Source organism: Bifidobacterium sp. UTBIF-78 (assembly GCF_006408945.1).
GTDB lineage: Bacteria > Actinomycetota > Actinomycetes > Actinomycetales > Bifidobacteriaceae > Bifidobacterium > Bifidobacterium myosotis.
This window is the reverse complement of sequence record NZ_JFAO01000017.1, coordinates 1-26,166: the sequence shown is the minus strand read 5'-3', so window position 1 is coordinate 26,166 and position 26,166 is coordinate 1. Positions and strand designations below refer to the sequence as shown.

The 26,166-nt window shown below is 64.4% G+C and carries 18 protein-coding genes; 9 read left to right on the top strand and 9 right to left on the bottom strand.

Going from position 1 to position 26,166, the window contains the following annotated elements; genetic code table 11:
- Nucleotides 1-41: 41 nt before the first annotated feature.
- The 4 genes from BG22_RS04525 to BG22_RS04510 all read left to right on the top strand — a co-directional run bounded on the left by BG22_RS04525 (nt 42) and on the right by BG22_RS04510 (nt 3,212).
- On the top strand, nt 42-605 hold the full coding sequence (locus BG22_RS04525; RefSeq protein WP_140493664.1) for a hypothetical protein: 564 nt from the start codon (nt 42-44) through the stop codon (nt 603-605).
- On the top strand, nt 592-903 hold the full coding sequence (locus BG22_RS04520; protein ID WP_140493662.1) for a transcriptional regulator: 312 nt from the start codon (nt 592-594) through the stop codon (nt 901-903). The genes BG22_RS04525 and BG22_RS04520 overlap by 14 nt, the downstream gene beginning before the upstream one ends.
- Before the next feature lie 213 nt (nt 904-1,116).
- On the top strand, nt 1,117-2,517 hold the full coding sequence (locus BG22_RS11105; RefSeq protein WP_258186201.1) for an ATP-binding cassette domain-containing protein: 1,401 nt from the start codon (nt 1,117-1,119) through the stop codon (nt 2,515-2,517).
- Complete coding sequence (locus tag BG22_RS04510) at nt 2,514-3,212, top strand: hypothetical protein (protein WP_140493660.1); 699 nt, start codon at nt 2,514-2,516, stop codon at nt 3,210-3,212. The genes BG22_RS11105 and BG22_RS04510 overlap by 4 nt, the downstream gene beginning before the upstream one ends.
- A gap of 138 nt (nt 3,213-3,350) precedes the next feature.
- Here the strand turns inward: BG22_RS04510 and BG22_RS04505 are convergent, their stop codons facing one another.
- The 3 genes from BG22_RS04505 to BG22_RS04495 all read right to left on the bottom strand — a co-directional run bounded on the left by BG22_RS04505 (nt 3,351) and on the right by BG22_RS04495 (nt 11,138).
- Nucleotides 3,351-8,591, bottom strand: a complete 5,241-nt coding sequence (locus BG22_RS04505) for a DEAD/DEAH box helicase (protein ID WP_140493658.1) — start codon at nt 8,589-8,591, stop codon at nt 3,351-3,353.
- Between the two features lie 270 nt (nt 8,592-8,861).
- Nucleotides 8,862-9,824 carry a ribokinase gene (locus BG22_RS04500; protein WP_140493718.1) on the bottom strand — a complete coding sequence of 321 codons (963 nt, stop codon included), beginning with the start codon at nt 9,822-9,824 and terminating at the stop codon, nt 8,862-8,864.
- Nucleotides 9,825-9,920: 96 nt separating this feature from the next.
- On the bottom strand, nt 9,921-11,138 hold the full coding sequence (locus tag BG22_RS04495) for a sugar MFS transporter (protein WP_181163377.1): 1,218 nt from the start codon (nt 11,136-11,138) through the stop codon (nt 9,921-9,923).
- A gap of 274 nt (nt 11,139-11,412) precedes the next feature.
- Here BG22_RS04495 and BG22_RS04490 point away from each other — a divergent pair, with 274 nt between their 5' ends.
- Nucleotides 11,413-12,963 carry a DUF4153 domain-containing protein gene (locus tag BG22_RS04490; RefSeq protein ID WP_140493656.1) on the top strand — a complete coding sequence of 517 codons (1,551 nt, stop codon included), beginning with the start codon at nt 11,413-11,415 and terminating at the stop codon, nt 12,961-12,963.
- 151 nt (nt 12,964-13,114) lie between these two features.
- Here BG22_RS04490 and BG22_RS10810 read toward each other — a convergent pair whose 3' ends face one another.
- The gene (locus BG22_RS10810; protein ID WP_181163376.1) at nt 13,115-13,255 is read right to left on the bottom strand and encodes a hypothetical protein; all 141 of its coding nucleotides are present in this window, start codon (nt 13,253-13,255) and stop codon (nt 13,115-13,117) included.
- Here BG22_RS10810 and BG22_RS04485 point away from each other — a divergent pair.
- Nucleotides 13,230-14,876 carry an alpha/beta hydrolase gene (locus tag BG22_RS04485; protein ID WP_181163375.1) on the top strand — a complete coding sequence of 549 codons (1,647 nt, stop codon included), beginning with the start codon at nt 13,230-13,232 and terminating at the stop codon, nt 14,874-14,876. The two genes, BG22_RS10810 and BG22_RS04485, sit on opposite strands and share 26 nt — an antisense overlap.
- 126 nt (nt 14,877-15,002) lie before the next feature.
- On the opposite strand, the gene BG22_RS04480 is transcribed toward BG22_RS04485, so the two are convergent.
- From BG22_RS04480 to BG22_RS04470, 3 genes are all read right to left on the bottom strand, one after another.
- Complete coding sequence (locus tag BG22_RS04480) at nt 15,003-17,366, bottom strand: type IIA DNA topoisomerase subunit B (RefSeq protein WP_140493652.1); 2,364 nt, start codon at nt 17,364-17,366, stop codon at nt 15,003-15,005.
- A 289-nt stretch (nt 17,367-17,655) separates the two neighbouring features.
- On the bottom strand, nt 17,656-19,083 hold the full coding sequence (locus tag BG22_RS04475) for an RNA polymerase sigma factor (protein WP_140493651.1): 1,428 nt from the start codon (nt 19,081-19,083) through the stop codon (nt 17,656-17,658).
- A 207-nt stretch (nt 19,084-19,290) separates the two neighbouring features.
- Nucleotides 19,291-19,905 carry a DUF4192 domain-containing protein gene (locus BG22_RS04470; RefSeq protein ID WP_308810456.1) on the bottom strand — a complete coding sequence of 205 codons (615 nt, stop codon included), beginning with the start codon at nt 19,903-19,905 and terminating at the stop codon, nt 19,291-19,293.
- Between the two features lie 385 nt (nt 19,906-20,290).
- Between BG22_RS04470 and BG22_RS04465 the strand changes: the two genes are divergently transcribed.
- Together BG22_RS04465 and BG22_RS04460 are read left to right on the top strand one after the other, a co-directional pair.
- Nucleotides 20,291-21,403 carry a polyprenyl synthetase family protein gene (locus BG22_RS04465; RefSeq protein ID WP_140493649.1) on the top strand — a complete coding sequence of 371 codons (1,113 nt, stop codon included), beginning with the start codon at nt 20,291-20,293 and terminating at the stop codon, nt 21,401-21,403.
- An 89-nt stretch (nt 21,404-21,492) separates the two neighbouring features.
- Entirely contained in the window at nt 21,493-23,805 is a 2,313-nt protein-coding gene (locus BG22_RS04460) for a PASTA domain-containing protein (RefSeq protein ID WP_140493648.1), read from the top strand.
- 337 nt (nt 23,806-24,142) lie between these two features.
- Here BG22_RS04460 and BG22_RS04455 read toward each other — a convergent pair whose 3' ends face one another.
- On the bottom strand, nt 24,143-24,892 hold the full coding sequence (locus BG22_RS04455; RefSeq protein ID WP_140493647.1) for a 1-acyl-sn-glycerol-3-phosphate acyltransferase: 750 nt from the start codon (nt 24,890-24,892) through the stop codon (nt 24,143-24,145).
- A gap of 49 nt (nt 24,893-24,941) precedes the next feature.
- Here BG22_RS04455 and BG22_RS04450 point away from each other — a divergent pair, with 49 nt between their 5' ends.
- Nucleotides 24,942-25,763: a hypothetical protein gene (locus BG22_RS04450; RefSeq protein WP_140493646.1), complete on the top strand. Its 822-nt coding sequence runs from the start codon at nt 24,942-24,944 to the stop codon at nt 25,761-25,763.
- Between the two features lie 49 nt (nt 25,764-25,812).
- Here BG22_RS04450 and BG22_RS10805 read toward each other — a convergent pair.
- Nucleotides 25,813-26,166 (bottom strand): hypothetical protein (locus BG22_RS10805; RefSeq protein WP_219846929.1); only part of this gene is annotated, 354 nt, incomplete at its 5' end.

The following is a 26,166-nucleotide window of genomic DNA, read 5'->3' as shown; positions in this document are numbered from 1 at the left end:
CGCCGACACCAGCATCTTCACCGGCATCGAACATGCCAACCGTGTCCGATGCACCGGCCGCATTGGATGTGCTGAGCGCCCTGGACACGGATCGGGCACGGCTCGCCTCCGACTATTACGAGAGAAACCGCATCCCGACCGTCATATGGGTGACGGTGATATATGGCATGATCACCCTGACGTATTGGCTGATTCCACAGGTGTTCCTCAACCGGTTCCATCAGCCGGGCAATCCCGCATGGCTCCTGTTCGCATTGCTGGCGGTCTCCGTGCTGTTGGTCTACGCGATGATGATGTTCACCTGCCACATGCAGGGCGTCGCCATCCAATGGCTTCCCCCACGGCCTGTGATGAAGAGCCGGCGGTTCCGAATCATCCTCGCCGTGCATGCCATCGCCAATTTCATCCCGGCAGCCGTCGCCCTAGCGGTGGGCTATGCCACGAACGCCTGGTGGTCGGCCGTTGCGGTCACGGCAGTGGGTGCCGCGTTCAACGGTTTCATGGAGCATCTTGAACTCAGCGAGACCATCCGCGCACTCAGGCAACGCACGACTCCCATCGGTGAACCCACCAGCGACGGGGAGACACATCATGGCGTCGGATGATCCGGAACCGATCTTCAACGAGGTAATCCACGCCCCGGTGCGGCTGCGCATCTGCGGACTGCTGGACACCTACGGCGCCCTGCGGTTCGACGTGCTGCGCGACACGCTCGGCATCAGCGATGCCACCTGCTCCAAGCATCTGAAGACGCTCGCCGACCACGGTTACGTGCAATTGGACAAGAAGGCCGATGAGGGTGGCAAGGCGTACAAGGTCACATGGGTCAAGTTGACCAGCGAGGGCGGGTCCGCATTCCGGTCGCATGTGGCAGCGTTGAGGCAGATCGTCGCCGGGCAATAGACCGCCGATAACCGCCAATAGCCACCAAGCCATAGCCGTCGCCCCACATCCGCCGCAGCGGCCGCGGGATTCACACAGTTCGCCAACCCAATATCACACACCATCGCCCGGCGTAAGCCATGCCTGAAACCGCGGTTTCGCGCATGGTCTGGCGCGAGCATACCCGAAATCATCTTTCCGACATCACCGGCCAATCCACGAATCGAGGCTCATATGAAGGCCGTCCTGTACAAGGATCTGCAGCAGATCCGGCATAACACGGCGATGCTCATCACCGCCGTCATCGCCATCGTGGCACCCCTCTCGCTGATCGCCACCATCACCCCGCTGGCCATGGGCCCTGACATGGCCGGGGTGATGCTGCGTTTCGCCGTCGCATCGTTCACGATGGGCCTGGCGCCGACACTGGCGCTCGACGCGATCCGCAGCGACTTCGCCAACGGCACCATCGTTTCAGTACGCGCCTGCGGACGTCCGTTCCGGCAGTATCTCGCAGCGCAACTGGCGTACGCCGTGCTTCCCATCACCGTGCTGTCTGCGGCGCTGATGGGGTTCGCGTATCTCGACGCTCCCGCACTCCGTACGACCATCGCGGGATCGCAGGGCGTCGCGCTGACCGTCACGCCGACGCTCGCCGCGCTGGCGCTGTACCTGTGGTCGATATTCATCAAGGGAAAGGCAATGATCATGACCACCACCACACTCGATTCCATCGCCGAGACGACGTCCGCGGCATCTGCCCCCGTGACTTCGAATCCCGCGGCATTCCCACTCGCGACATCCGATTCCACAACATCCGATTCCGCGGCCTCCGGCATGCCCTCCGCATCAGGAACGGCCGCGGTGGCACCCACAGGCCCGACCCCGCTCGCCATCCGCGTCACGGACATGACGTTCGGATACAGGCGTCGCAAACCCGTACTCGAGCACATCGACCTCGATGTGCCGGCTGGGCAGTCATTGGGCATTCTCGGCTACAACGGCGTGGGCAAGACCACCCTGTTCGGCATGATCACCGGACTGCTGCGCCCGCAGACGGGATCCGCGACCATCAACGAGGCCGTATTCCATTCCATGCGCGAGGTGTTCCAGCTCACCGATTCGGGCAACCTCTCCCCCACGATGACCATCCGCGAGAATCTCAGGTTCCGTTCGATGCTGTACGCCACGCATGACGACCCGCATCCGCTTGACCTGAAGCACCTCGACCAACTGCCGATGGTCCGCGCGTTCGAACTCGGCGAGCATCTCGACAAGAAGGTCAAGGATCTTTCCAGCGGATTGAGGAAGCGTGCGGGCATCATGGCCGGCATGCTGTTCGATCCCCGGCTCATCCTGCTGGACGAGCCGACCAACGCGGTCGATCCGGTCACCCGGCAGCTCCTCATCGATCTGATGCGGCAGCTCAAGGCGGATGGACGCACGATACTGACCATCACGCATGACCTCGACTACTGCTGGGAGGTCGCCGACCGTGTGATCGTTCTGGATGACAAGCGTGTGGTCAAGGATTGCCTGCTCGCAGATTTCGGCGATATCGACGCCTTCCGGCAGGCGGCCACGCTCGGCCGTGAGCGCGATCATGTGGACTTCGGATTGGGAGGTGCGCAATGAAGGCGATGCTCTGGCACGATTGGACGCTGCTACGTAAAAGCCCGTTATACTTGGCGTTTGCCGTGGGCATGTGGCTGTTCATACCGATCATGCTCGCCGTACTATTGAGCGGCTCCTCGCCGCAGCAACTGGCTACGATCAATGTATGGGGCATGGCAAAGGTGCTGGCGGCGTGGTATGGGTATACCGCATCGATGCTGGCCTTCGGCACGTTGTATTCCAATTCGTCTTCGATGGACTTGAGCGAGGTGCCGCGAACCGACGGCACGTTGGAGAACTGGCGCGGTTCGGGGCGCTCGATGCTGGGATACTGCGTGGCCAAGAGTCTGCTTCCTGTGCTCCTCGCGGAGTTCATGATCCTGACCACCGTGGGCTATCTGGCATGGGCGGGGCTCGATGCCTCGGCCACCGTCATGCGGGTCATCTATGTCGTACTGGCACCGGCGGTGCTGGCATTCACGACCGAGCAGATGTTCCTCGCCACTCACACCGGCTCGATGGGTTCGCTATCGGCGGCGACCCTGATTGCATCGCTTCCCATGCTGCTGCTTACGGTGCTGGCGTTCACACTCACCTTGCCGTGGGTGTTGGCCGTGATGGTCGTCTTCGGCCTGGTTGCCATGGGCGCGACCGTGGTCTCCTGCAACCAGCGTTATCCGCAGGTGCTGGGACCGATTGAAGGCCGGCGACCGTGACCAGCTTGGCGGCCCCAACGAGTGTTGACCGGCTCGTCGTCCCGGTGGCTATTCAGAACTCGCACGTTCGCCGTTCATGTGACATCCTCAATGTGCCGTCCTCACCGCCGGTTTTCGGAACACATCATCGCGGTGATGTCAGTATAGGCGCATGCCCTGGGGGACGGGGACGAAGCCGACTTGATGGAGGATGCGCGCGAAGGGGTGGCGGGCGTTCAACGGTTCGCCGTTGACGTCCGCGAAGGTCACGGTTCCGGAACCATCCCGTTTGAGCGCATAGACCAGTTCGGACGCCGCCCGCCGCAACCGGTCACCGCTATCGGTCATGGCATCCTGATGATCCGATGGGTCGAATACCGTGAGCCGTTTGGATTTGACCGTGGCATACAGCATCGGGCCCTGCACACCCAGCACCACGACGGAACCGGCGCGTCTGACCGGCTTGGCGGCGTTGGCGGCGACGGCCGGCCAGCCGATGGCGGTACCGGTGAGATTCGCCGGGTCAAGCACGCTCAATGCCACCACCGATTGCAACCGCCCCTCCAACGGATGCCGCAGCGCGTCCACGGTCTCACGTTCGGCGAATTGTGCCGCGCCGAAGTCTCGTACGAACATGCCCCGGACCAGACGGCCATGCTCCTCCATACGTTTGAGCACTGGGTACAACGCGGAATATCCTCCGGGCACGTTCTCGCGATCGATCAGCGGCTGGGCGATGATGCCATAGCGATCCAATAGCGCATCGATCAGCGCGAGCATGCGCTCGGCCTGTTCCTGCTGCGCGCCCTCCACTTCATGGTTTGTATCGGGCACAGCCGACCATAGGCCGCCCAGCGTCATATCCGTAACGGCGCGACGAATCGGAACCACCCGTCCCCGTCTTCTCGAGACTGTGGCCCTCCGGGAGCTCCCCGCGCCTTCCGCGAGCGCGCGCACGGGCGCGAAGCTGGAATTGGTGACTTTCCCCTGCCATACCAGACTCCACAGGGCATCCTTGAACTGCCGCTCGCTCCACTCCTGCGGGATGATTTCGCCGGTGTTCGGGTCGATGTCCGGTGCGGCGGTCTCGTTCCAGACACGCTTGGCCGCATCCGCCAATTGCCGCGCATGGAAGGCTCCACCGGAATCCAGCACCGAGAGTATCGATTCGGGCATGGTGACGGATGGCCCGTCCGGACCGCCCTGCCCCGGCGGTCTCGTTCCCGACGGCGCAGTTCCCGACGGCGCCAAGCCCGATGACACCGCTCCCGACGGCGCTGAACTCGACGATACCTTGCCTGATGGCAATGAAGCTGATGGCGCCAGGCCGGAATGCATTGAGTCCAGAAGCAACGAGTCGGCCGGATGGAACGCCACCTCGCCGGTCTCCAGCGCACCGGTGGCACCGGTTTTGGACCCGACCCAGACCACGTCGCCGGAGGTCAGCAATTCGTCCAATAGCGCCGGCTGATAATCACGCACACGGGCGGGGAAGACGAAGGATTCCCACAACACGGCGGGCAGTGTCACACCCTCGAGCTGTTCGATGACACGCATCAGCCCGTCCGCGCCCTCGTACCGTTCGCCGCCCACTGGCCCTACGCCTTGCCGGTCAAGCAGGAACATCTGGTAGGCGGACGGTTCGACCGGCTTGACCGCCTTGCGCGCTTTGGCCAGCGACCGCGAGCGTATGCGGCGGAAAACGTCCTTGTGCAGCCATTGGACCGCCGCGTCGCCGCTACCCGCCGACGTCATCCCACCGGAATCCGCATCAGTGGAATCCGCATCCATGAAATTCCCTTGCAACAGCTCCCCCTTGGCGGCGAGCGCATCCAGCGTATGCACGGCATCCGTGGGGGTCAGATGAAGATCGGCGATAAGCCGTTCCACAGTGAAGGGACCATGCGTCTTGGCGTAACGGGTCACGCGTCCGGTCAGGTCGTCATCCGCGAGCTCGTTCCAGAAGGTGTGTTCCTTAAGCTCCCGTTCGACGTCGCGAATCACGTCCGGGTCCAGCACCTGCGCCATGTTCGTGGAGCCCAGAAGCCGTTCCAACACCTGCGGGTCAAGGGACAGCAGTTGCGCGCTGCGTTCGGCCTGCGGCTGGTCGTACTGGTACATGACCGCGCCGACGAAGCCAAAGAGAATGTTCTCGGCGAATGGCGATGGCATGTCGGTTTCCATGTCCTTCACGACGATAGAACCGGATTGAAGCTTGGTCATCACCTCGTCGAGCGCGGGCATGTCGTAGACATCCTGGAGGCATTCGCGGGCCGTTTCGAGTAGCAACGGGAAGTTTTTGGCCGTACGCGCGGATTGCAGCAGTTGCGCGGCCCTGAGCCGCTGTTGCCACAGAGGCACGCGACGGCCGGGATCGGAACGCGGCATGAACAGTGACCGGGCGGCGCATTCGCGGAATCGGGCGGCGAACAGCACGGACTCGCCCACCTGACGTTCCACGTCCGCTCTCAGGTCTTCGGGGTCGAACAGGAACAGGTCCGCCATGGGGATATGGCCTTCGCCATCCGGCAGTTGAATCACGATGCCATCGTCCGCAGCGTAGGCCTGACCGTCGAAACCGTAACGGGTGGCGAGTCGGCGGCTGATGGCCATGGCCCATGGTTCGTGCACACGGCGGCCGAAGGGACTGAGCAGTACGACTCGCCATCCGCCGTCCTCGTCACGGATGCGTTCGACCACCAGAGTTCGGTCGTCGGGGACCATCCCCGTGGCGGAGCGCTGCTCGGCCAGCAGTCGGGCGAGGTTGCTGATGGCGTTGTCATCGAGACCGTCGCGGCGGAGTCGATTGAGGATAGCCGTGCCGAAGGCGGGAGAGGATGGAGTGGTTGCTGTGATGGGGGTTTTCTCGTTACTCCCCTCAGTCCGCTGCGCAGACAGCTCCCCTCGGAGAGGGACGCCAGGTATTGCTTCCCCGGTGTGGGGCATCGCATCTTTCAACTTTTCTCGGAGAGGGGTGCCGGATATCGTTTCACTGTCTTTGTGCGAGAGGCTGGAAGCAGAAACAAGTCCAGTGCTGGTTTCGCGGAGGAACCGGCCTATCGTACGGCTGAAGCCGTAGTCGCGGCCGGCGCCCTCGCCGTGCCAGAACGGCAGGCGTGCGGTACGGCCCGGTGCCGGTGTCACCACCACGCGGTCCCGCGTGATCTCCTGAATCTGCCATGTGGAGGTGCCGAGTGTGATGACGTCGCCCACGCGCGATTCGTAGACCATCTCCTCATCGAGCTCGCCCACGCGACGCTGTCCCTTGCCCGCATCCGCCTCGGGCAACACCACGGTGTACAGGCCACGGTCGGGTATCGTGCCGCCGGAGGTCACGGCGATCTTCTGCGCGCCGGGTCTGGCGGAGATGATGCCGTCCTCCCGGTTCCACATCAGGCGAGGCTTGAACGCGGAGAATTCCTCGGCGTTGTAGGCGCCGGACATCATGCCGATCACCGCATCGAACATATCTCGTGGAAGCTTGGCGAAGGGCGCCGCCCTGCGTACCGTGGCATACCATTCGTCCGCATCGAGATCATGCATCGAGGCGGCGGCCACGGTCTGCTGGGCCAGCACGTCGAGAGGGTTCCTGGGTACGGCGAGCGGCTCGATGTCGCCGGTCGCCATGGCCTCCAGACTCGCCGCACCGGTGACGATCTGCATACGGGTGAGCGGATAGAACAACGCATGCGAAACGCCGCCCACCTGATGGTCGGCACGGCCCACACGCTGCAATCCGGAGGACACCGACAATGGCGTATCGACCTGAATCACCAGATCCACCGAACCCATATCGATGCCGAGTTCGAGACTGGAGGTGGCCACCACGCAGCGCAGTTCGCCGCGTTTGAGCCGTTCCTCGATGAGTTTGCGGCGGTCCTTGGAAACCGAGCCGTGATGCGCCATCGCTATGACGTCCTCGCCCTCATGCGAGCCGACCAGCATGGTGGTGGACCCCACCACGGCGTCGTAATGCGCGGCGAAGCCCTCACGGCCTTCGGGAGAGCCGGGATAGCCATCGGCATGGCCGGAATCCGCCGGCACGGCGCCGTGACGGCTTTCGGCGTACATGTCGTTGAGCCGTGCGGTGAGCTTTTCGGCCACGCCACGCGAGTTGACGAACACCAGCGTGGTGCGGTGCGCGAGGATCTCATCGAGGATGCTGCGCTCCACCACCGGCCAAATCGAACCCGAGGTGCGGTCGCCGCGCGCACCGACGATCGCGGAGAAGTCCGCCCGCCCGCCGCCGGACGCACCCACGCTCCCAGATTCATCATCGGTCGGTAATCCGCCGGCATGTGATCCGGGCAACCCCATGCGTTCGGCGAGCCGCTGCATGGCGGGTGTGACACCGCTAATGTGCGGCGCCGCGGCACGGCCGCCCTCCACGCCTCCCGCGCGTTGCGACGCATTGGCGGAATCGAGGTCGCGCATATCCGCCAACGGTTCGACCATGCGCAGAGCCATGGCGGGCCGCCCGCCGGGATTCACGATGGTCACGGGCCGCCCGCCGCCCAGAAACCGCGCTGCCTCCTCGGGCGGGTTCACCGTGGCGGACAGACCGATGCGCTGCAACGGGGACGCATCTTCCGCAAGCGCACGCGACGTCCCTTCACCCGGTGCGGAGCCACCCAATGCAAGCCCATCGGATTCCGCGGGGACCACTTTCACGCCGCTTCGGCCTTGAGCAATCGGATTTCCAGCAGAGCAGGCATTGCCAGTGGGAACATCCTGCACCATGCAATCGCTACCAGTGCGACCATCATCGGCATCCCCATCACCGCCGTCACGGTCCATCGTCTCGCGCCTGCGCGATTCCCCGACCAGCCGTTCGAGCCGCTCAAGGCTCAACGCCAAATGGGCGCCGCGTTTGGTACCCGCCACGGCGTGAATCTCGTCCACGATCACCGTGTCGACGGTGGAGAGGATGCGACCGGCCTTCGAGGTGAGCAGCAGATACAACGATTCCGGCGTGGTGACAAGAATGTCCGGCGGATGGGATGCAATACGCCGCCGCTCCTGTGCGGTGGTGTCTCCCGAACGGGTGGCGACGGAAATCGTGGGAGCTGGCATCCCCTGCGCCTCGCATTGCGCGGCGATGCCCTCGAGCGGCCGTTCGAGGTTTTTGGCCACATCCACCGCCAGCGCCTTGAGCGGCGAGATGTAGAGCACCCTTACACCTTTGCGGCCGTGTCTCGGACGAGGTGAGACCATCAGCCTGTCAATCGCCGAAAGGAACGCCGCCAGCGTCTTGCCGGAACCTGTGGGCGCGATGACCAGCACGTTACGCCCCGACCGGATCGCCGGCCACGCCTGAGCCTGCGCCTCGGTGGGACCGCCGAAGGCGCGCTCGAACCACACCCGTGTGGGTTCGGCGAACAGACTCAAGCTTTCGTACATATGTTCGATTATATCGAACACCCGCGGACATCACCGCGTCGCGGTGCCGGTTATGGAAGGAGCGCACACCAGGACGCCCCGGTGCGCGCTCCTTCCGAAATGAATTGTCTCATTATGAGATGGACCGATAGTGGTCTGTCTCTTAGATAATTAAGTGCTCCAGCTTCTGTCTCTCCCCCAGTCAGCTTCGCTGACAGCTCCTCGTCAGAGGGGGCCAACACCACTCAGACAACTACGAGACGGACCACTAGATGAAACAAATCCGTGGCGTCAGCTGAAGTACGAGACGATCTCCTCGACGGTGCCGTATGCGGATTGCGCACCGAGTTTGGTGGCGGCATACGCGGAGACGTACGAACCGATCTGGGCGGACTGGAGCAACGTGTACCCGGCGGCGAGGCTGGCGAGCACGGTGCCCATGAACGAATCCCCACAGCCGGTGGTGTCGACGGCATCCACCTGCACGGCGGAGACGCGGTGCCAGCGCCCGTCCTCGATCACGATGGAACCGGAGGCGCCGAGCGTCACGATGGCCCGGTCGAACCCGTAGTCCGTGAAGCGCGATGTCACCTCATACCAGTCGTAATCGGTGCCGCCGTCGTCCGGCAATCCGAGCAGCTGCGCCACCTCATGCTGGTTGACGAGCAGGATGTCGGTGGCCTCCACGAGTTCGTGGGGCAGCTCGTCCATGAACGGGGAATCGTTGAGCAGCACGGTCACGCCCGCGTCGTGTGCGGTCTCCGCGGCCGCGATCACAGTGGAGATCGGGCTTTCGAGGCACAGTCCCAACACCGCGCACTCGGCGATGGTGGCACGGTGCGACTGCACATATCCGGCGGTAGCCTTGGCATTGGAGCCCGGCGAGTAGACGATGGTGTTCTCACCCTCGGCGCTCACCGTGATAAGCGTGGTGCCGCTGGGGCCCTCCACATGCAGGATGTCGGTGGTGTCCACTCCGGCCTCGTCGAGCTTGCCGATCAGGAAGTCCGCGTTGGCGTCCTCCCCCACCGCGCCCAGCATCCTCACGTTCGCGCCGAGGCGGGCGGCTGCGGAAGCTTGATTGGCTCCTTTTCCGCCGGGCAGAATCCGCATGGCACCGCCATTGACGGTTTCACCGGGTTTGGGCAGTCGCTTGGTGGTGACGGTGTAGTCGGCATTCATCGAGCCGACCACGATCACCGAGGTGGGCGCTTCGCCCAACGCTTCCAATCGGGCCCGAACCGGTTCGGGCATACGTTCATGCTCTTCTCTGTTTTCCATGGGCCCTTAGCATAGTAGCGGGCGGGCCCAAGTGGATTCGAGACGGCCGATATAGGAGCATCGGGAGCGTCAGCCACGCAGCTTGCGCAGGCGTTCGTGCATGACAACCATGAGCACGAGGAACAGCAGCAGATACCACGGGTACAGGCTGATGGTCACATACTGGGCGATGACGCCGAACAAAGGCGGCATGAGCAGCGTGCCGAAATAGGCGCAGGCCATCTGCACGCCCACGATAGCCTGGGAGTTCTCCTCGCCGAAATACGCGGGCGTCGAGTGGATGACACACGGGTAGATCGGCGCGCAACCCAGTCCTACGATGATCAGACCGGCCACGACGCCCATGTGATGCGGCAGCGGCAGGAACATCGTGACCACGCCGAGGAGCACCAGCACCTGGCCGATGCGGATCATCACCGGGTCACGGAACCGCATGGTCAGGAATCCGGAGAGCGCACGTCCCACGGTGATGCCCACGTAGAACAGGCTGGCCCAGTTGGCCGCCGTGACCTTGTCCACGCCGGCGTGCATCACCATGTAGCTGGACGCCCACAGGCCGGCGGTGCTCTCGATGGCGCAGTAGCAGAAGAACATGATGAGGATTTCCTTGGCGCCACGGATCGCCAGCACACCGGCCACGCCAAGCGGCTTGCGTTCCACACCGGCGGGCGAGGTCGCGTCGGCCCCGGCACTCTCACCGGCCGCGCTGTCACCGCCATTTACCTCGGCCACCGCGCGGCCGCGCGACTTCCATAGCGGTAGGCTCAGCACCAGGATCACCGTGAGCACGATCTGCAGGATGGCGATGTACCGGTACCCCCACGGCCACCCCTGCCCGTTGGAGAGCGCGTAGCCCATGATGTACGGGCCGATCGAGGCGCCGACGCCCCACATGCAGTGCAGCCAGCTCATATGGCGGCTCTCGTAGTGGATGGCGACATAGTTGTTGAGCGCCGCGTCCACGCCGCCCGCACCCAGACCATACGGCACGGCGATGAGCAGCAGCACCCAGTAGTTCGGGGCCACGGAGAAGCCGGCCAGCGCCATGGCGGTCAAGGCCACCGAGACCGCGGTGATGCGCCCCGTGCCGAAACGCAGCGTCATACGGTCGGACAGCAGCGCCGAGACGATGGTAAACATCGAAATGACCGCGGAGATGCCGCCAGCCCACGAGACCGGCACCGCAAGGTCCTGGCTCATGGTCGGCCATGCCGCGCCGAGCAGCGAGTCCGGCAATCCCAAGCTGATGAACGCCACATATATCACCGCAAGCAGCAGACTGGCCATTACGCGATTCCTCCCATCGTCGCAAGCAACGTTGTGATAACGATGTCACAAGATTACCAAGTGGTCACTAGCCAACACGCGGACGAACGTACATTATCTCGCACCACAACCTCTGGCGCAGGCGTCACGCAACGCAACCGCGCACGTCACGGTCGCGCGGCACCGCCGACGCCGCAAGGCAGCCGCACAGCATATCGAAATTCGATATGAAACAACTGTGAAGAATCGTTTTACGATAGACATATATCGAATATCGATATCATACGATGTGGGCATGAGCACCACCACCAAGCAACATCCAGAAGGCACGACCCCCGAAGCGGGCGCCTCCGCATCGCTCTCAACCACCCCATCCGCGACCACCCAATCCGCGACCACCCAATCCGTCACCATCCCATCCGCAGCCTCCCAATCCGCAACCACCCCATCCGCGACCGCGCAGTCTGCGGACACGCCGCCCGCGGAGTCACCGCTCCCGAATGAAGCATCATCCGCCGTGCCGACGCCTTCAATGCGCCGTCGCAGCGCCCTGATCGCCGCGGCGCTCGTCATCCCGTTCGTCTTCGACCGGCTCATCATCGCCCCTCCTTCGTTTGCGAGCGGCGCAGGCTCCACCGGCTGGCTTCCATGGGGCGTCCTCTGCCTTGTCATCCTCGCGACCGGTGTCCTGCTGTTCGCCGGCAGGGCCCGACGCACGCCGATGTGGTGGATCGTCGGCGCCGTCGCCGTGTTCTGCGCGTCATGGCTGATCGTCAACGACGCCTCACTGGCGGCCGATTGGCGCAACGCCTCCGGCCCGACGCCGAACTTCTGGTACTCGCTGATCACCGGCTACCTTGCCCTGCCGGCGTTACTCATGCTGTTTCTGCAGCTGTCGAGCGCCACCTTCGACATCCGTCGTCCGGCCACGCTGATCGCGGACTGGTTCCTCGGATGGACGGTCAGCCCGTTCTCGCGCTGGCCGCTGCTCATCGACACGCTCGCACGGCTCGTCGATACGGCGACACATCCGGATGGCAACGATGTCACGTCGCGATCGCCGAAGACCACACTGCGCAAAATCGGCATCGCGCTGCTCATCAGCCTGCCGATCCTCTGCCTGCTGACCCCGCTGCTCATGCAGGCGGACGAGGTGTTCGCCTACGGCGTGACCCACATGTTCGAACATATCGACCTCACGGGGTTCCTCTTCCATGCCGCCGTGGTCGTCATCCCCGCGCCGTTCCTGTTCTCATTGCTGGCGAGCGTGGAAACCCGAACCACGGAGCCGGAACTCGACGGCCTGCGGCGGGCCGAGCGACGCCGCCCGTTCGACCCGACCATTGCCGCGGTGGTGCTCGGACTCGTGCTGACGTTGTACGCCGTGTTCTGCATCATCCAGTTCACGTTCCTGTTCGCTGGCGCGGGTCTGCCTGCCGGCTACACGTACGCCGAATACGCGCGTCAGGGCTTCTTCCAGCTGCTGTTCGTGGCCGCGCTCAATCTGGCGGGCTACGGCGTCGTGATGACGTTCGCGCCACGCACCAGAACGATGATCGGCCTCGAAATCGGCCTCATCACGGCGACCGTCGTGATGCTTGCCTCCTCGGCCACCCGTCTGGGCCTGTACATCGCCGCCTATGGCATGACCTGGCTCAGGTGGCTGTCGCTGACGTTCATCGCGTTGCTCGCGGTCATCCTGCTGCTGGCGCTGGTCCGTCTTTTCCGCGAACGTCTGCCGCTGATCGTCGTCGGATTCATCTTGGTACTCGTCTGGTGGGTGGCGCTGGGGCTGAGCAATCCGGACTGGGTAATCATGTCGTGGAACGCTAAACTGGGGGTATGAGCGCCCCAACCCCGCAGCAGCCGCAGCAACCACAGCAGCCTTCATACGGTCCATCCGCTTCACCGCGATCCGGGCAATCCCCACAATCTCCAGAACAGCCATACACCACGCAGCCAAACGGCCCGCACGTCCAGACGCCCCGACCCTACGGTCAAACGGCACGGCCCATGCCGCCGACATCGTTCGCACCGCCGACCTCACCGGTACCGCCGGTCTCCCCGATCTCGGCATCCTCCGCCGTACCGCCGACGCCGCCCCGGCGGAGGATGCCGACCTGGCTCGTCATTGTCATCGCCATCGTCGTGGCGATCGCGCTCAACATCGCCATCATCTTCGGCATCACCAAGGGCGTGGGCGCGCTCATCCGCTCGGCCGGCGATTATGTCAACAGCTTCCACATCGACGACATGACCGTTCATGGCACCACCCCCGCTCCCGCCCCAGCCGCGCGGCCCGATTCCGTAGGCGCCGCATTCGACAAGTACTATACGCAGGGCTACTCGTGGAAGCCATGCGATCAGGGCGACGCCTGCGCCACGTTCAAGGCCCCGTCCGACTGGTCCGACCCGAATTCGAGTCCCATCGAACTGCATGCGGCCATCCATTTCGCCGACGATATGGCCATGGGCACGGTGTTCGTCAACCCCGGCGGCCCCGGAGCTTCGGGCGCGGACTGGCTCAACGACTTCGTCAAGTACACCGCGACCGACGACCTGCGCGGGTCTTACGACATCATCGCCTTCGATCCCCGCGGCGTGGCCGACTCCACGCCCGTCACCTGCGGCGACGATCCGAAGCTGCTGGATGAGTACTTCCTCGCCGACCCGATCACCGCCGGCAATATCGACCAAAGCCGTGCGCTCGCCGACCGGTTCGGCGCAGCCTGTCGCGCGTCGAGCAGCGGAATCATCGACCACGTTGACACGCAGTCCGTGGCACGTGACCTCGATATGATGCGCGCGCTCGCCGGGCAGAATTACCTGAACTATCTCGGATTCTCGTACGGCACCTACATCGGCTCCACCTATGCGGCCCTGTTCCCCAAGCAGACGGGCCGCATCGTGCTGGACGGCGCGATCAACCCCGCCGAGGACGCGTCCACCTCGACCATCGAGCAGGCGGTCGGATTCGAGAACGCACTCACCTCGTATCTCGACGACTGCCTGAAGCATGACGGGACGAATGGTGGAAGCGACGACAGCGACGGGAACGGCAGTAGCGCCTGCCCGTTCAAAGGCATGGACGCGGCCGGTGCGAAGCAGCGAATCCAATCGTGGCTGTCGGAGGCGGACCGCCGCCCGTGGCCCACGTCCAGCGGCAAGACGGTGAACAGCGTCACGATGATGTACGGCATCATCATGCCCTTGTATTCGCAGGAGAACTGGTCGTATCTGACGAAGGCGTTCGGCGAGCTCGCTTCCGAAGGCAAGGCCGACACGCTGCTGTTCCTGGCCGACACGTATCTGGGCCGTGCGCCGAACGGCACCTACACGGACAATTCGATGGAGGCCAATCTGGCCGTCAACTGTCTGGACGACCCCGCCACCTCGGATATGGACAAAGAGGCGGAGATCGCCAAGGAACTCAATGATAGGGCGCCCACGTTCGGCCGGTTCATGGCGTACGGCAACATCGGCTGCGAGGCGCTGAGACAGGACCGGTCCCACATCGAACGGCTCGACTATTCCGCGCCCGGCGCCGACCCGATCCTCGTGGTGGGCACCACGGGCGACCCGGCCACGCCTTACCAGTCGGCGGTGAATCTCGCGAATCTGCTGAGCTCCGGCGTGCTGCTCACCTACAAGGGCGAAGGACACACGGCCTACTCCCGCACGAATTCCTGCGTGGCTGATGTCGTGGACGACTATCTCACGAAGGGCGAGGCGCCCAAGCAGGACGTGACCTGCGGCTGACAACGACGTGGCGCCGGCCCACGGTCGAAACCCGCATGCCGGCGCCACCGGTCATCAGCCATCAGCAGGAGCGCCGGAGCCGCCGATGCGGCACATGGCAATCCGGAATCCGACTGTGACCATCCGTCACGTATCGATCTTGGAGCGATCGAAGTCGTCAGCGTTGTCCACGATGAACTGCTTGCGGGGCGGCACATCGTCGCCCATGAGCAGGCTGAACACCTCGGAGGCCTGCGCGGCGTCCTCCATGCGGATGCGGCGCAGCATGCGCGTGCGCGGGTCCATGGTGGTGTCGGCCAATTGGTCGGCGTCCATCTCGCCCAGCCCCTTGTATCGCTGGATGTCGTCGGCATAGCCGATGTGTTTGGCATCCAATTCGGCGAGCTTGTCGGCCAGCTCGTCGTCCGAATACGTGTAGAGGTACTCACCCTTGTGCGAGCCGGTGAGCGCGATGCGATGCAGCGGAGGCACGGCCGCATACACGTAGCCATGCTCGATGAGCGGACGCATGTACCGGTAGAACAGCGTGAGCAGCAGGATGCGGATGTGCGCGCCATCCACATCGGCATCGGTCATCATGATGATCTTGTGGTACCGGGACTGTTCGATGTCGAAGCTCTGGCCCGAACCGGCGCCCACCACCTGGATGATGGCCGCGCACTCCTTGTTGGACAGCATCTGCGTGATGGACGCCTTCTGCACGTTGAGGATCTTGCCTCGGATCGGCAGCAGCGCCTGGAAGCCCGCGTTGCGCGCGGCTTTGGCGGTGCCGAGTGCGGAATCGCCCTCCACGATGAACAGTTCGGCCACGTCGTCGTTGCCCGGCTGGCAGTCGGACAGCTTGGCCGGCATCGACGCGGATTCGAGCGCGTTCTTGCGCCGCGTGACCTCCTTGGCCTTGCGCGACTGGATGCGCGCATGCATCTCGCCCACGATCTTCTCGAGCACGCGGCCGGACTGTTCCTTGTAGCCGCGCTTGGCGCCGGTGATCATCTCGCCGAACTGCTTGTCGGTGATGCGGGTGACGATCGGCTTGACCTGGGCTGTGCCGAGCACGTCCTTGGTCTGGCCCTGGAACTGGGGTTCGGCCACGCGCGCGGTGACCACGGCGACGAGACCGGCCTGGATGTCGTCGCGCTCCACCTTCATGGCGGAGTCCTTGAGGTTCACCTTGAGCCTGCGGGCGTTGTCCTCCACGGCCTTGCGAATCTGCTTGGTGATGGCGTTCATGAAGCCGTCCACATGCGTGCCGCCACCGGGGGTCTCCACGATGTTCACGAAACTGCGGATCACGGTGTCGTACCCGTTGACCCAGCGCAGGGCGATGTCGATGCCGCAGGTGCGTTCGAGCTCCTGGGCGTGCAGCTCGCCACCCTCGCCCACGGCCTGGGTCTCCTCCTTGTAGGTGCCCTCGCCTTGGATGCGCCAGATGTCGGAGATGGGCTCTCCCTTGGACAGGAAGTCCACGAAATCCTTCACACCGCCGGTATGACGGAACTCCACGACGCGCGGGTGGGCCGGCTGCTCGCCGAACGCGCCGTCGGACATCTCGCCGGATGCGCCGAAGGAGAAGTCCTCGTCCCGTTCGCCGGCGTCAGTGGCATTCCCCTCGCTCCCGTCCGAACCGTTTTCGGATGGGACGTCCACAATCCGAGCGTCCGCCCCGGATGTCGGCTCCGGGGCATCGGCTTTCGCGCCGGCGCCCGACGAATCCTCCGCGGCCGACGGCTCAATCGTTTCGGACGAGACTCCGTCGCCCGTCTCCGACACGTTCTCGTCCGGCACATTCTCGTCGACGATGGCGATCTTGAGCCCCGGCACCAGGAAGCTGGTCTGACGCACGCGGTCCACGAGCTGTTCGTATGAGAACTCGGCGGTCTTGTTGAAGATCTCCGGGTCCGCCCAGTAGCGGATGCGGGTGCCGGTGGTCTTGGGACTCACCGTGCCGATGATCTCGAGTTCGGTCGGACGGTTCTTGCGGGTGCGTTTGAATGGTGAATCCGGGGAGGGATTGGCCGGGTCGGCGTCCGTGTAGACGCCCGGATGGCCTTGGTGGAAAGCCATGTGATGGGTTTTGCCTTCGCGGTCCACCTCCACGTCGAGTCGCGAGCTCAGGGCGTTGACCACCGAGGAGCCCACACCGTGCAGGCCGCCGACCGCGTTATACGAGGAATTGCCGAACTTCGCTCCGGCGTGCAGCTTGGTGAGCACCACCTCCACGCCGGACAGTCCGGTCTTGGGTTCCTTGTCCACCGGGATGCCTCGGCCGTTGTCCGCCACCTCCACGGAACCGTCGGTGTGCAACGTCACGACGATATTGGTGCAGAAGCCAGCCAGAGCCTCATCCACCGAATTGTCGATGATCTCCCACAGGCAGTGCATAAGACCTTGGGAATCGGTGGTACCGATGTACATGCCGGGACGCTTGCGTACCGCGTCCAGACCCTCAAGGACGGCAAGGTCCTTGGCGCCGTATTCTTCTGTGGCCATAGTCCTTTTCTATCTCTACACACATCAGGCATCCCCGCCGGGCGGGGAAGCCAAAACGGACGGTTCCGTCCGCTGACAACCTGTCGGATGGACTGCCGACGGATGGTTCCTCGCGTGACCGTGGCTGCCGAGCGGTCGCCCAACGGATGGCTCCGCGCCCGATGTCCCACCGAGTTATCCGGTTCCTCGCGTAATCACCTACCGAGCCGTGTCCAACGGATGGCTCCGTCGCTGGACAGTCCACTGGACTGTCCGGCTCCTCGCGTGATCGCGCTGCCAAGCGGCGCGATCACTGATCCAAGAAGTCGCGCAGCGTCTGCGAACGGGACGGGTGGCGCAGCTTGGACATGGTCTTGGATTCGATCTGGCGGATGCGCTCGCGAGTCACGCCGTACACGCGGCCGATGTCGTCCAAGGTCTTGGGCTGTCCGTCCTCCAGACCGTAGCGCATCTTGATGACGCCGGCCTCACGCGGCGAGAGCGTCTCGAGCACCTGCTTGAACTGCTCCTGCAGCAGGGAGAACGCCACGGCGTCGGACGGGGCGATGGCGTCGGTGTCCTCAATGAGATCGCCGAACTCGGAATCGCCGTCCTCGCCGAGCGGGGTGTGCAGCGAAATCGGCTCACGACCGTACTTCTGCACCTCCTGAACCTTCTCGACCGGCATGTCGAGCTCGCGGGCCAGCTCGTCGGGCGTGGGCTCGCGGCCGAGGTCCTGCAGCATCTGGCGCTGGACGCGGGAAAGCTTGTTGATGACCTCCACCATGTGCACGGGCACGCGGATGGTGCGAGCCTGATCGGCCATGGCGCGGGTGATGGCCTGACGAATCCACCATGTGGCGTACGTGGAGAACTTGAAGCCCTTCTTCCAGTCGAATTTCTCGACAGCGCGGATAAGACCCAGATTGCCTTCCTGAATCAGATCGAGGAAGAGCATGCCACGGCCGGTGTACCGCTTGGCCAGGGAGACCACGAGTCGCAGGTTGGCCTCGAGCAGATGGTCCTTGGCCTTCTTGCCGTCCGCGGCAGCCCACTTGAGCTCGCGCTTGCGCTTGAAGTCCATCTTGTCGCTCTCGGTGTCGAGCAGGTGCTGGGCGTACAGGCCGGCCTCGATGCGCTCCGAGAGGTCCACCTCCTGCTCGGCGTTCAGCAGGCTCACGCGGCCGATCTGCTTCAGGTAGTCCTTGACCGGGTCCGCGGTGGCGCCCGCGGAGATCACACGACGCTTCGGATTGCCGGCGGGAATGATGTTCTCATCCTCGTCGTCCGTGTCGGAGACCACGTAGGCGCCCTTCTCCTTGGGCACTTCGGGGGTCTTCGGCTTGGACTCCTCCTCATCCTCGTCGTCCACGTCCTCATCCTCGAGGTCGTCGTCCTGCTCGTCCTCTTCCTCGGCCAGATCGTCGTCCTCGGCGTCGACGTCGTCCACGTCCTCGTCGAGGTCATCCACGTCGAGGTCGGCGTCGTCCACGTCCTCATCCTCGTCGAGGTCGGCGTCAAGCTGGGACTTCTCGTCCTTGGGCTCGTCCTCGGCGGTGTTCTTGGCGGCCATCTTGCGCGTGGTCTTCCGGGCCGGCCCCTTGGTCTCGGTCTTGGCCGACCGTGTGGTCTTGCGCGCGCCGGTCTTGCGCGTCGTGGTCTTGGAGCTGGCCTTCTTCTCCGTGTCTTCGCTCGAATCGGTTGCCTGCTTGGTTGCCGTCGTTTCCTTCGTGGCCAAAACTGCTCCTCCTGATCTCTCGCCGTGGGCCCGTATACCATATGGGCCCACTTCTGGCAAGGGCAAATCGTCAACTATGTGAGTAAACCACCCTCTACGGACGATTATTCCCGCAGCGATCGCGTCGGGACGCCGCCGGAACCGTGGGAACAGCCCGGCGGCGCGCCTCCGCGTCCGCCATTCGGCCCGTGCCGGGCACCTATACGACTATCCGCCCATCGAAGGCCTTCCGGTCTGGCACCATGCCGGCGCCACGCCCCTGTCGGCCGCCGAGAAGATCATCGCGGCCAGCGAACAGTCCTCGTCGAGCAACAGGCATTGCAACGCGAACTCCATCGCCTTGGGCTCGCCCATCCACCACAGCACGTAGGAGGCCACCGCCAACGGTTGCACGCAGTACGGCACCGGCGCGGCGATGGCCATCTCGAGCATCAGATCGACGCCCGTACTGCAACGGTCCATGTCCGGCACGATGCCTTCGTCCTCGAACGCCCACGTCAGCAGCCGGCTCATGGTGCGTTTGGTGCGCGCCTGATGCGGGCGCGCGGCGAATTCCATCAGCTGGCTTTTCGGACAGTGCCGCTCGTCGATCACCAGGGACAGGATGAGCGCGTCCCGGATCGACAGGGTCTCGCGCATCCCTGCCACAAGGGCCATCATCGTGCCACGCTCCACCGGACTGCGCCCGTCCAGCCCCTCGAGCCAGTCGTCCAGGGGCTCGTCCACCCAGTCGGCGTTGGCCGCCTGAATGCCGCGACGGTGACGGTCCTCGCGGAATTCGGCAACCATGCGCTCAAGCTCGTCGTAGTCGAACGGGTCCATGAACTCCTCCCCGTCCTCGCATGCGAAGTCCAGATATCGCCCCTGCTCCCGGTATTCGTCGAAGCAACGCTCCTCGGCGCGGGACCGGTCCGGTCGCGTCTCGCGCGGGCGCCGTCCGCGGCCGCCGCGTGCGGAAGCGTGCGGTTGCTCGTATGGCATTTCATATGACATGTTGTCCTCCTTGACGACGCATGGTTTGTCGCCCATGCATGGCTATGCGCGGCGCCGGTTCTCCGGCCGCGCCCGCCCGGATTGGGGCGTGATGCCCACTATGGCGCGGCAACGGAGATGGCGCCGCTCCGATCCGGTCATGTGGTTCCAGCTTCGCGACCCTTGATTTTCCAACGTTCTTGTGTTCTCCATACCCTGTGGATAAGTTAGAGGCATGTGGACAACCGATCATGACCTCGCCATCATCGAACCGCGCATCGTCGAACTGGTGCGTGAATTGACGGACGCCCCCGCCACCGGGGCGGTGGCCGCCGCGCTCCGACCGGTGATGGACCAGGTCGTCGAGCAGGCCGTGGCCTCCAGCGAGGGCGGCAAGCGGCTGCGCGCGCTGCTGACGCTCGCCGCGTTCGACGCGCTGCGGGCGGATACTGCCGCCGACGCTGCCGACCCAGCCGACTCTGCCGACCCCGAACGCGCGTCGATGGCCGATCTCGCCTGCGCCATCGAAGTGTTCCAGACGGCGGCGCTGGTGCATGACGACATCATCGACGAGTCCGATTTGCGCCGCGGCAAGCCGAGCGCCCACCGCGCGCTCGAACATGCCGTGCACAGCGGGGTCATCGGCCGTGGACTCGGCCTGATGCTGGGCGACATCCTGGCCACCGCGTGCATCGAGATCGCGCGACGCGCCTCGCAAGGGCTCAATAACGCGGCATCCATCGACGAGGCGTTCCTCACCATGCAACGCGAGGTGGAGATCGGCCAGGTGCTCGATCTGGGCGTGGAGATGACCCCGCTGGACGACCCGGAGGCGCTCGCCGACGCCTCGCTCAACGTGTTCCGCTGGAAGACCGCCAGCTACACCACCATCGCACCGCTGCTGTTCGCCTTCCTCGCCGCCGGCTTCGCCCCGGAGCGCGCGCGGGCCCACGCGCTGGCCATCGGCGGGCCGCTCGGCGTCGCATTCCAGTTGGCGGACGATCTGCTGGATGTCATCGGCTCGAGCCGAAACACCGGCAAACCGGTGGGCGGCGACATCCGCGAAGGCAAGCACACGGTGCTGCTGGCCGACGCGTTGGCCGGCGCGCGAGCGGACGAGCGAGAGGAGCTCATCGCCATGTTCATGGCATCCCATCGCAGTGAGGAGCAGGTGGCGCGCGCGATCGCGCTGTTCGAATCCACCGGCGCCATCGAGCGGTCGCGCGCACGCATCGGGAGCCTCTGGCGCGAATCCCGCACGGCCATCGCCGCCCTCGGCCTGTCCGGGGAGCGCGAGCGGAGGCTCACCGACGCATGCGCCCGGTTCGTGCCCGAATCGATGCGGTGAATTCTTCGCAATCCTCCCCGGCATGCGTAGCCCGGCCCATGTAGACTGAACATGTTCAGCAGTGATTCAAAGGAACCGAACAGCACAACATGAGTGAGAACGAGCCCGCACCAATGATCGAGGGACGCTACCGCATCGTGCGCAACATCGCCGAGGGCGGCATGGCGACCGTCTACGAGGCCGTGGATGAGCGTCTGGGACGCACCGTGGCGCTCAAGGTCATGCACACGCAGCTCGCGCAGGGCCCGCATCGGCAGCAATTCGTGGAGCGGTTCCGCCGCGAGGCCAATTCCGCGGCCGCGATCGCCAATCCCCATGTGGTGCAGGTCTATGACACCGGCGAATACAACGGTCTTGATTTTCTGGTGATGGAATACGTGCATGGCGTGAATCTGCGCCACGAAATGAACGCTCAGGGCACGTTCTCGGTGCGCGAGACGCTGCGCGTGGTGGCGGAGACGCTGGACGGACTCGCCGCGGCGCATCGCATCGGCGTGGTGCACCGCGATATCAAGCCCGAGAACATCCTGCTCAACGACCGCGGGCATGTGCAGATCACCGATTTCGGTCTGGCCAAGGCCGCCAGCCAGGCCACGCTGAGCTCCACCGGCATGCTGCTGGGCACGGCCGCCTATCTGGCGCCCGAGATGATTGAGAAGAACCAGGCCACTGCACAGGGCGACCTGTATTCCGTGGGCATCATGGCATGGGAGATGCTGGCCGGCAAGGTGCCGTTCGACTCCGACAATCCGGTGACGCTGGTGTTCAAACATGTGCATGAGGACGTGCCGTCCGTGGCGACCGTGTGTCCCGGCATCGACCCGTCCGTGGCGGCGTTCATCGCCCATCTGACCGCGCGCAGGGTCGAGGACCGGCCCGTCGACGGCATGACCGCAGCCGAGGAGCTGCGCCGAATCGCCGCCAAACTGCCAATGCCGGCGTGGCAGTACCGTCTGCATACCGAACCGACAGGCACCGGACGGACCGATGCCACCGCCCCGGCGCTGGTGGGCGCCATCGGTTCGCCTGCGGGCGCCGCTTCCCAGCATGCGGCTGCCGCAGAAGCGGGCGACATCAACGACACCACACTCCCGTCCAAGGCGAATGGTGGTGGTGCCGGTGCATCCTCAGGCACTTCTGCCACCACCGCCGTTCCCGCTTCCCCGTCCTCGCAGCCGACGTCCCAGGAAATTCCGGTGCCCCCTGCGCCTCCGGTGGCACCCACCACGGCCATCGACCCCGGCAAGACGCAGGCCGTGCCGCAGCCGGGTAGCGAAACGCAGGTGCTCTCCCCGCTCGACCCGTTTGCCCAGGCCATCACGGGCGCGGACGGGTCCGTGTCCGCATCCGATGGCGGAACGCCGGAAATCGGTCAGCATGCGGACGATGTCGTCATCGCGAAGCCCTGGTGGAAGCGCGCGCCATTCATCGTCACGATGGTGGTCGTGCTGGTGCTCGCCCTGATCGGTTCGGGAGGCGGCTGGTGGTGGTTCGCCGGACCGGGCAGCTACTGGAACGTGCCGCAGCCGCAGGATGTCACCTGCTCGGCCGACGGCACTGCATGCCCATTGACCGGCGCCGACTGGACCACGTATGAGAGCACGCTCAAGGCGCTGGGCATCCCCTACGAGACCACGCAGGAATACAGCGATGACGTCGCCGAGGGCAAGATCGTCTCGGCATCCGTCGCCGGCGACGATGCGGTGGTGAACAGCCGCATCAGCAAACGGCACGACCAGAAACTCGATATCGTGGTCTCCCGCGGTATCAGAATGGCCACCATCCCCGCCGACATCCTCGACGCGAGTTCCGCCAACGGCAAGAGCCCGCTCGACGCCTTGAAGAAGGCCGGATTCACGAACGTCAAGCATGATTCGTCCAAGGACGAGTACTCGATGGACAAGCCCGAAGGCGCGGCGCTGACCATCTCCCCCGATCCGGGGACCACGGCCAAGCACAACGCCGAGGTGACCGTCACGTTGAGCAAGGGCCCGATGCCGGTGAGCATGCCGGACATCGTGGGCAAGACCAAGGACGAGATGCAGGCGGCGCTGAGCGAGCTCAAGCTCACCGCCAACGTCACCGAGCAATACGACGACAAGATTCCGGCCGGGGAGGTCATCTCCGCCTCGCAGCAGGCCGGCGCTCAGCTCAAGTGGGGCGACACGGTGGACGTCGTGGTCTCCAAGGGCCCGGAAACCACGGTGCTGCCCAACGTGGTGGGCATGAAGTACGACGACGCCGCCGCACAGCTCAAGAAGCTGGGCTTCACAGTGAAGAAGTCGGCGCCGTTGGGCGACATCACCCATGAGGTGCGCGTGCAGAGCCCCAAGGCCGGCGAAACGGTCCGTCTGCGCGACGAGAACGGCACCCCGACCACCATCACCCTCACCGTGGTGTGACCGGTGTGCTTTCTCTCGGATTCCGCAGATTCCGAGGGAAATCGATGAATCCGGTAATTGTCGCTTGATTCCGATGGCTCTGATTGTCCATTACTTCGTGATGATGCCAAGACTTCGTGGGATAATCCTCAGCCAAATGGGACGAGACGTAAGTCAGCGACGATGCCATGTTACGTTTCGTGCCGTTTGACCATGCCAAAACGGGACGAAACGTAACATCATGTCGTTGGAAAGTTACGTTTCGTCCCGTTATCGTCGGCAAGGCATCGTGACGTCCCCTATCGGATTGCATTGTGGCCCGGCCAAGCGAGCCGCAAGTTCAAGGAGCCAGACAGAACTACTTGCCAGCCTCCCCGGACTCCGACTCGGCGGTACCGGCATCGGCGGCCTTTGCGGCCTCGGCCTCCTTGGCGGCCTTGAGCTCCGCCTTGACCTTCTGGGCGTACTCGTTCACGTATTCCTGCCCGCTCATCTCACGAATCGCGGCGGATACACGGTCCGTGAGCGCGCGCAAATCGTCGTGCGTGATCTCGTCGGCCGGCTTCTTCTCCACATCAATGGGCTTGCCGTATTTGACCTGGGTGCGGCCCTTCTTCGGAATCGTGGTGCCGATGGGTTGCAGCAGATTCGAGCCGATGATGGCGGTCGGTACGATCGGGCAACCGGTCTCCAGCGCCAGACGCGCCACGCCCGTGTGACCCTTGTACATGCGACCGTCGGGGCTGCGCGTGCCTTCGATGTGAATGCCGAACAGGTGGCCGTCCTCGATGATCTCGCGCGCATGCTCAAGCGCACCAAGCGACTTGTTGCCGCCGGAACGGTCCACCGGGAACACACCCACTGACGTGAACCACCACTTCTTGAACTTGCCCTTGATGCCCTTGCCCTCGAAATACTCGGCCTTGCCCATGAAATGCACCATGCGCGGGCAGGTGATCGGGATGAGCGCATCGTCGATGACGGCCAGATGGTTCGCGGCGATGATGGCGCCGCCGGTGCGTGGCACGTTGTTGAGGCCCGTGACAGTGGGGCCAAGACGATGACGGGCAATGGGACCGAAGACCTTGACGAAGAACCAGTACAGCACTTGGCGTTTCCCTCCCTGCGCGGTGGGGCGACAGATTACAGTGGTATATATGACTGACCTCAACAATACCAACGCGGCTGACGAGCCCACAACACCGACGCCGAATGACGGTGCGATTCCCGGCAATTCGGCCGGAGTCCCCGCCGGCGGGCCGGCGCACGCCTCGGCGTCAGGCACATCCCCGTCCGGTTCCCCGGCCCCAGCTGACCTCGGCAACCTCGACGAGGCGTGGGCGGCGTTCGAGGCCGAGCACAAGGCCGATCTCCATGACGTGGCCTCCTCGCGGCAGGCCAGGAAGTTCGAAAAGCAGGCGAAGCGCCGCGAGAAGGAGGCGCTGCTGTCCGTCGACGACCTCGACATGGGTGTGTTCACCGATGACGCGAAGCCGTTGGGCGGCGGGCTGGGCGGCAGCCTACGCGACCGTCTGCACGGCGGCAAGCGCACTTCACGCAACCGCACCGACATCCCGAACGGGGATTCGCACGACGGCGGGGCCGCAGGAAGCACTTGGGGCGACGGGGACAACCCGCAACGCGGGCCGCGCGATTTCACCGGTCGGAGCTGGCTGGACACCGATGATGTGATGGACCAGTACGATGACGGCGGCTTCACTCCCCCGAACCCGGAGCTCGGCCCGGTCAGAACCTCCACCGCACTGCTGGTGGCATTGCTGGTCATCGGATTGGCGGGCACCATCGTGATGGTGCTGGTGCCGAGCCTCTATGGAATCCCAGTCGTGAGCGCGCTGCTCAACATCGCATTCGGGCTGTGCACCATACTCGGCTTGGGCGGGCTCATCGTCAAGGCCTTGAACCGCAAGGATCGCCCCGGCGACAAGGGCGGCTTCTACGACGACGGCGCGAGGGTGTGAGTCCCGCCGCCGTTCTTGGCTCCCTTCTCTGAGGGGAGCCAAGAACGGCTCACGAAGCGAAGTCGATGGACTCCTGCAGTTCGGCGATCATCGACTTGGCGGCATCCAGCGGCTTGCGCTTGCCGAACACCACATCCTGCTGATACCGCACAATCATCTTGTCCAGTTCGGAGGCGCCGTTGGGTACCACGGCCGGCGACTTGCCCACGGTCGGCTTGATGGCGTCAACGAAATCGAGAGACAGCTTGTCCGTGCCGACGGCGTCCTTCGCCAAGGATTCGCGGATGCCGTTGTTCGCCGGAATGCCGCGCTCCGTGCCCAGAATCGTGCCGGCGTCACCGTCGTTGATGAGATAGTCCACCAGCATCGCAGCCTCCGCCGGATGCTGCGAGCCCGAAGAAAT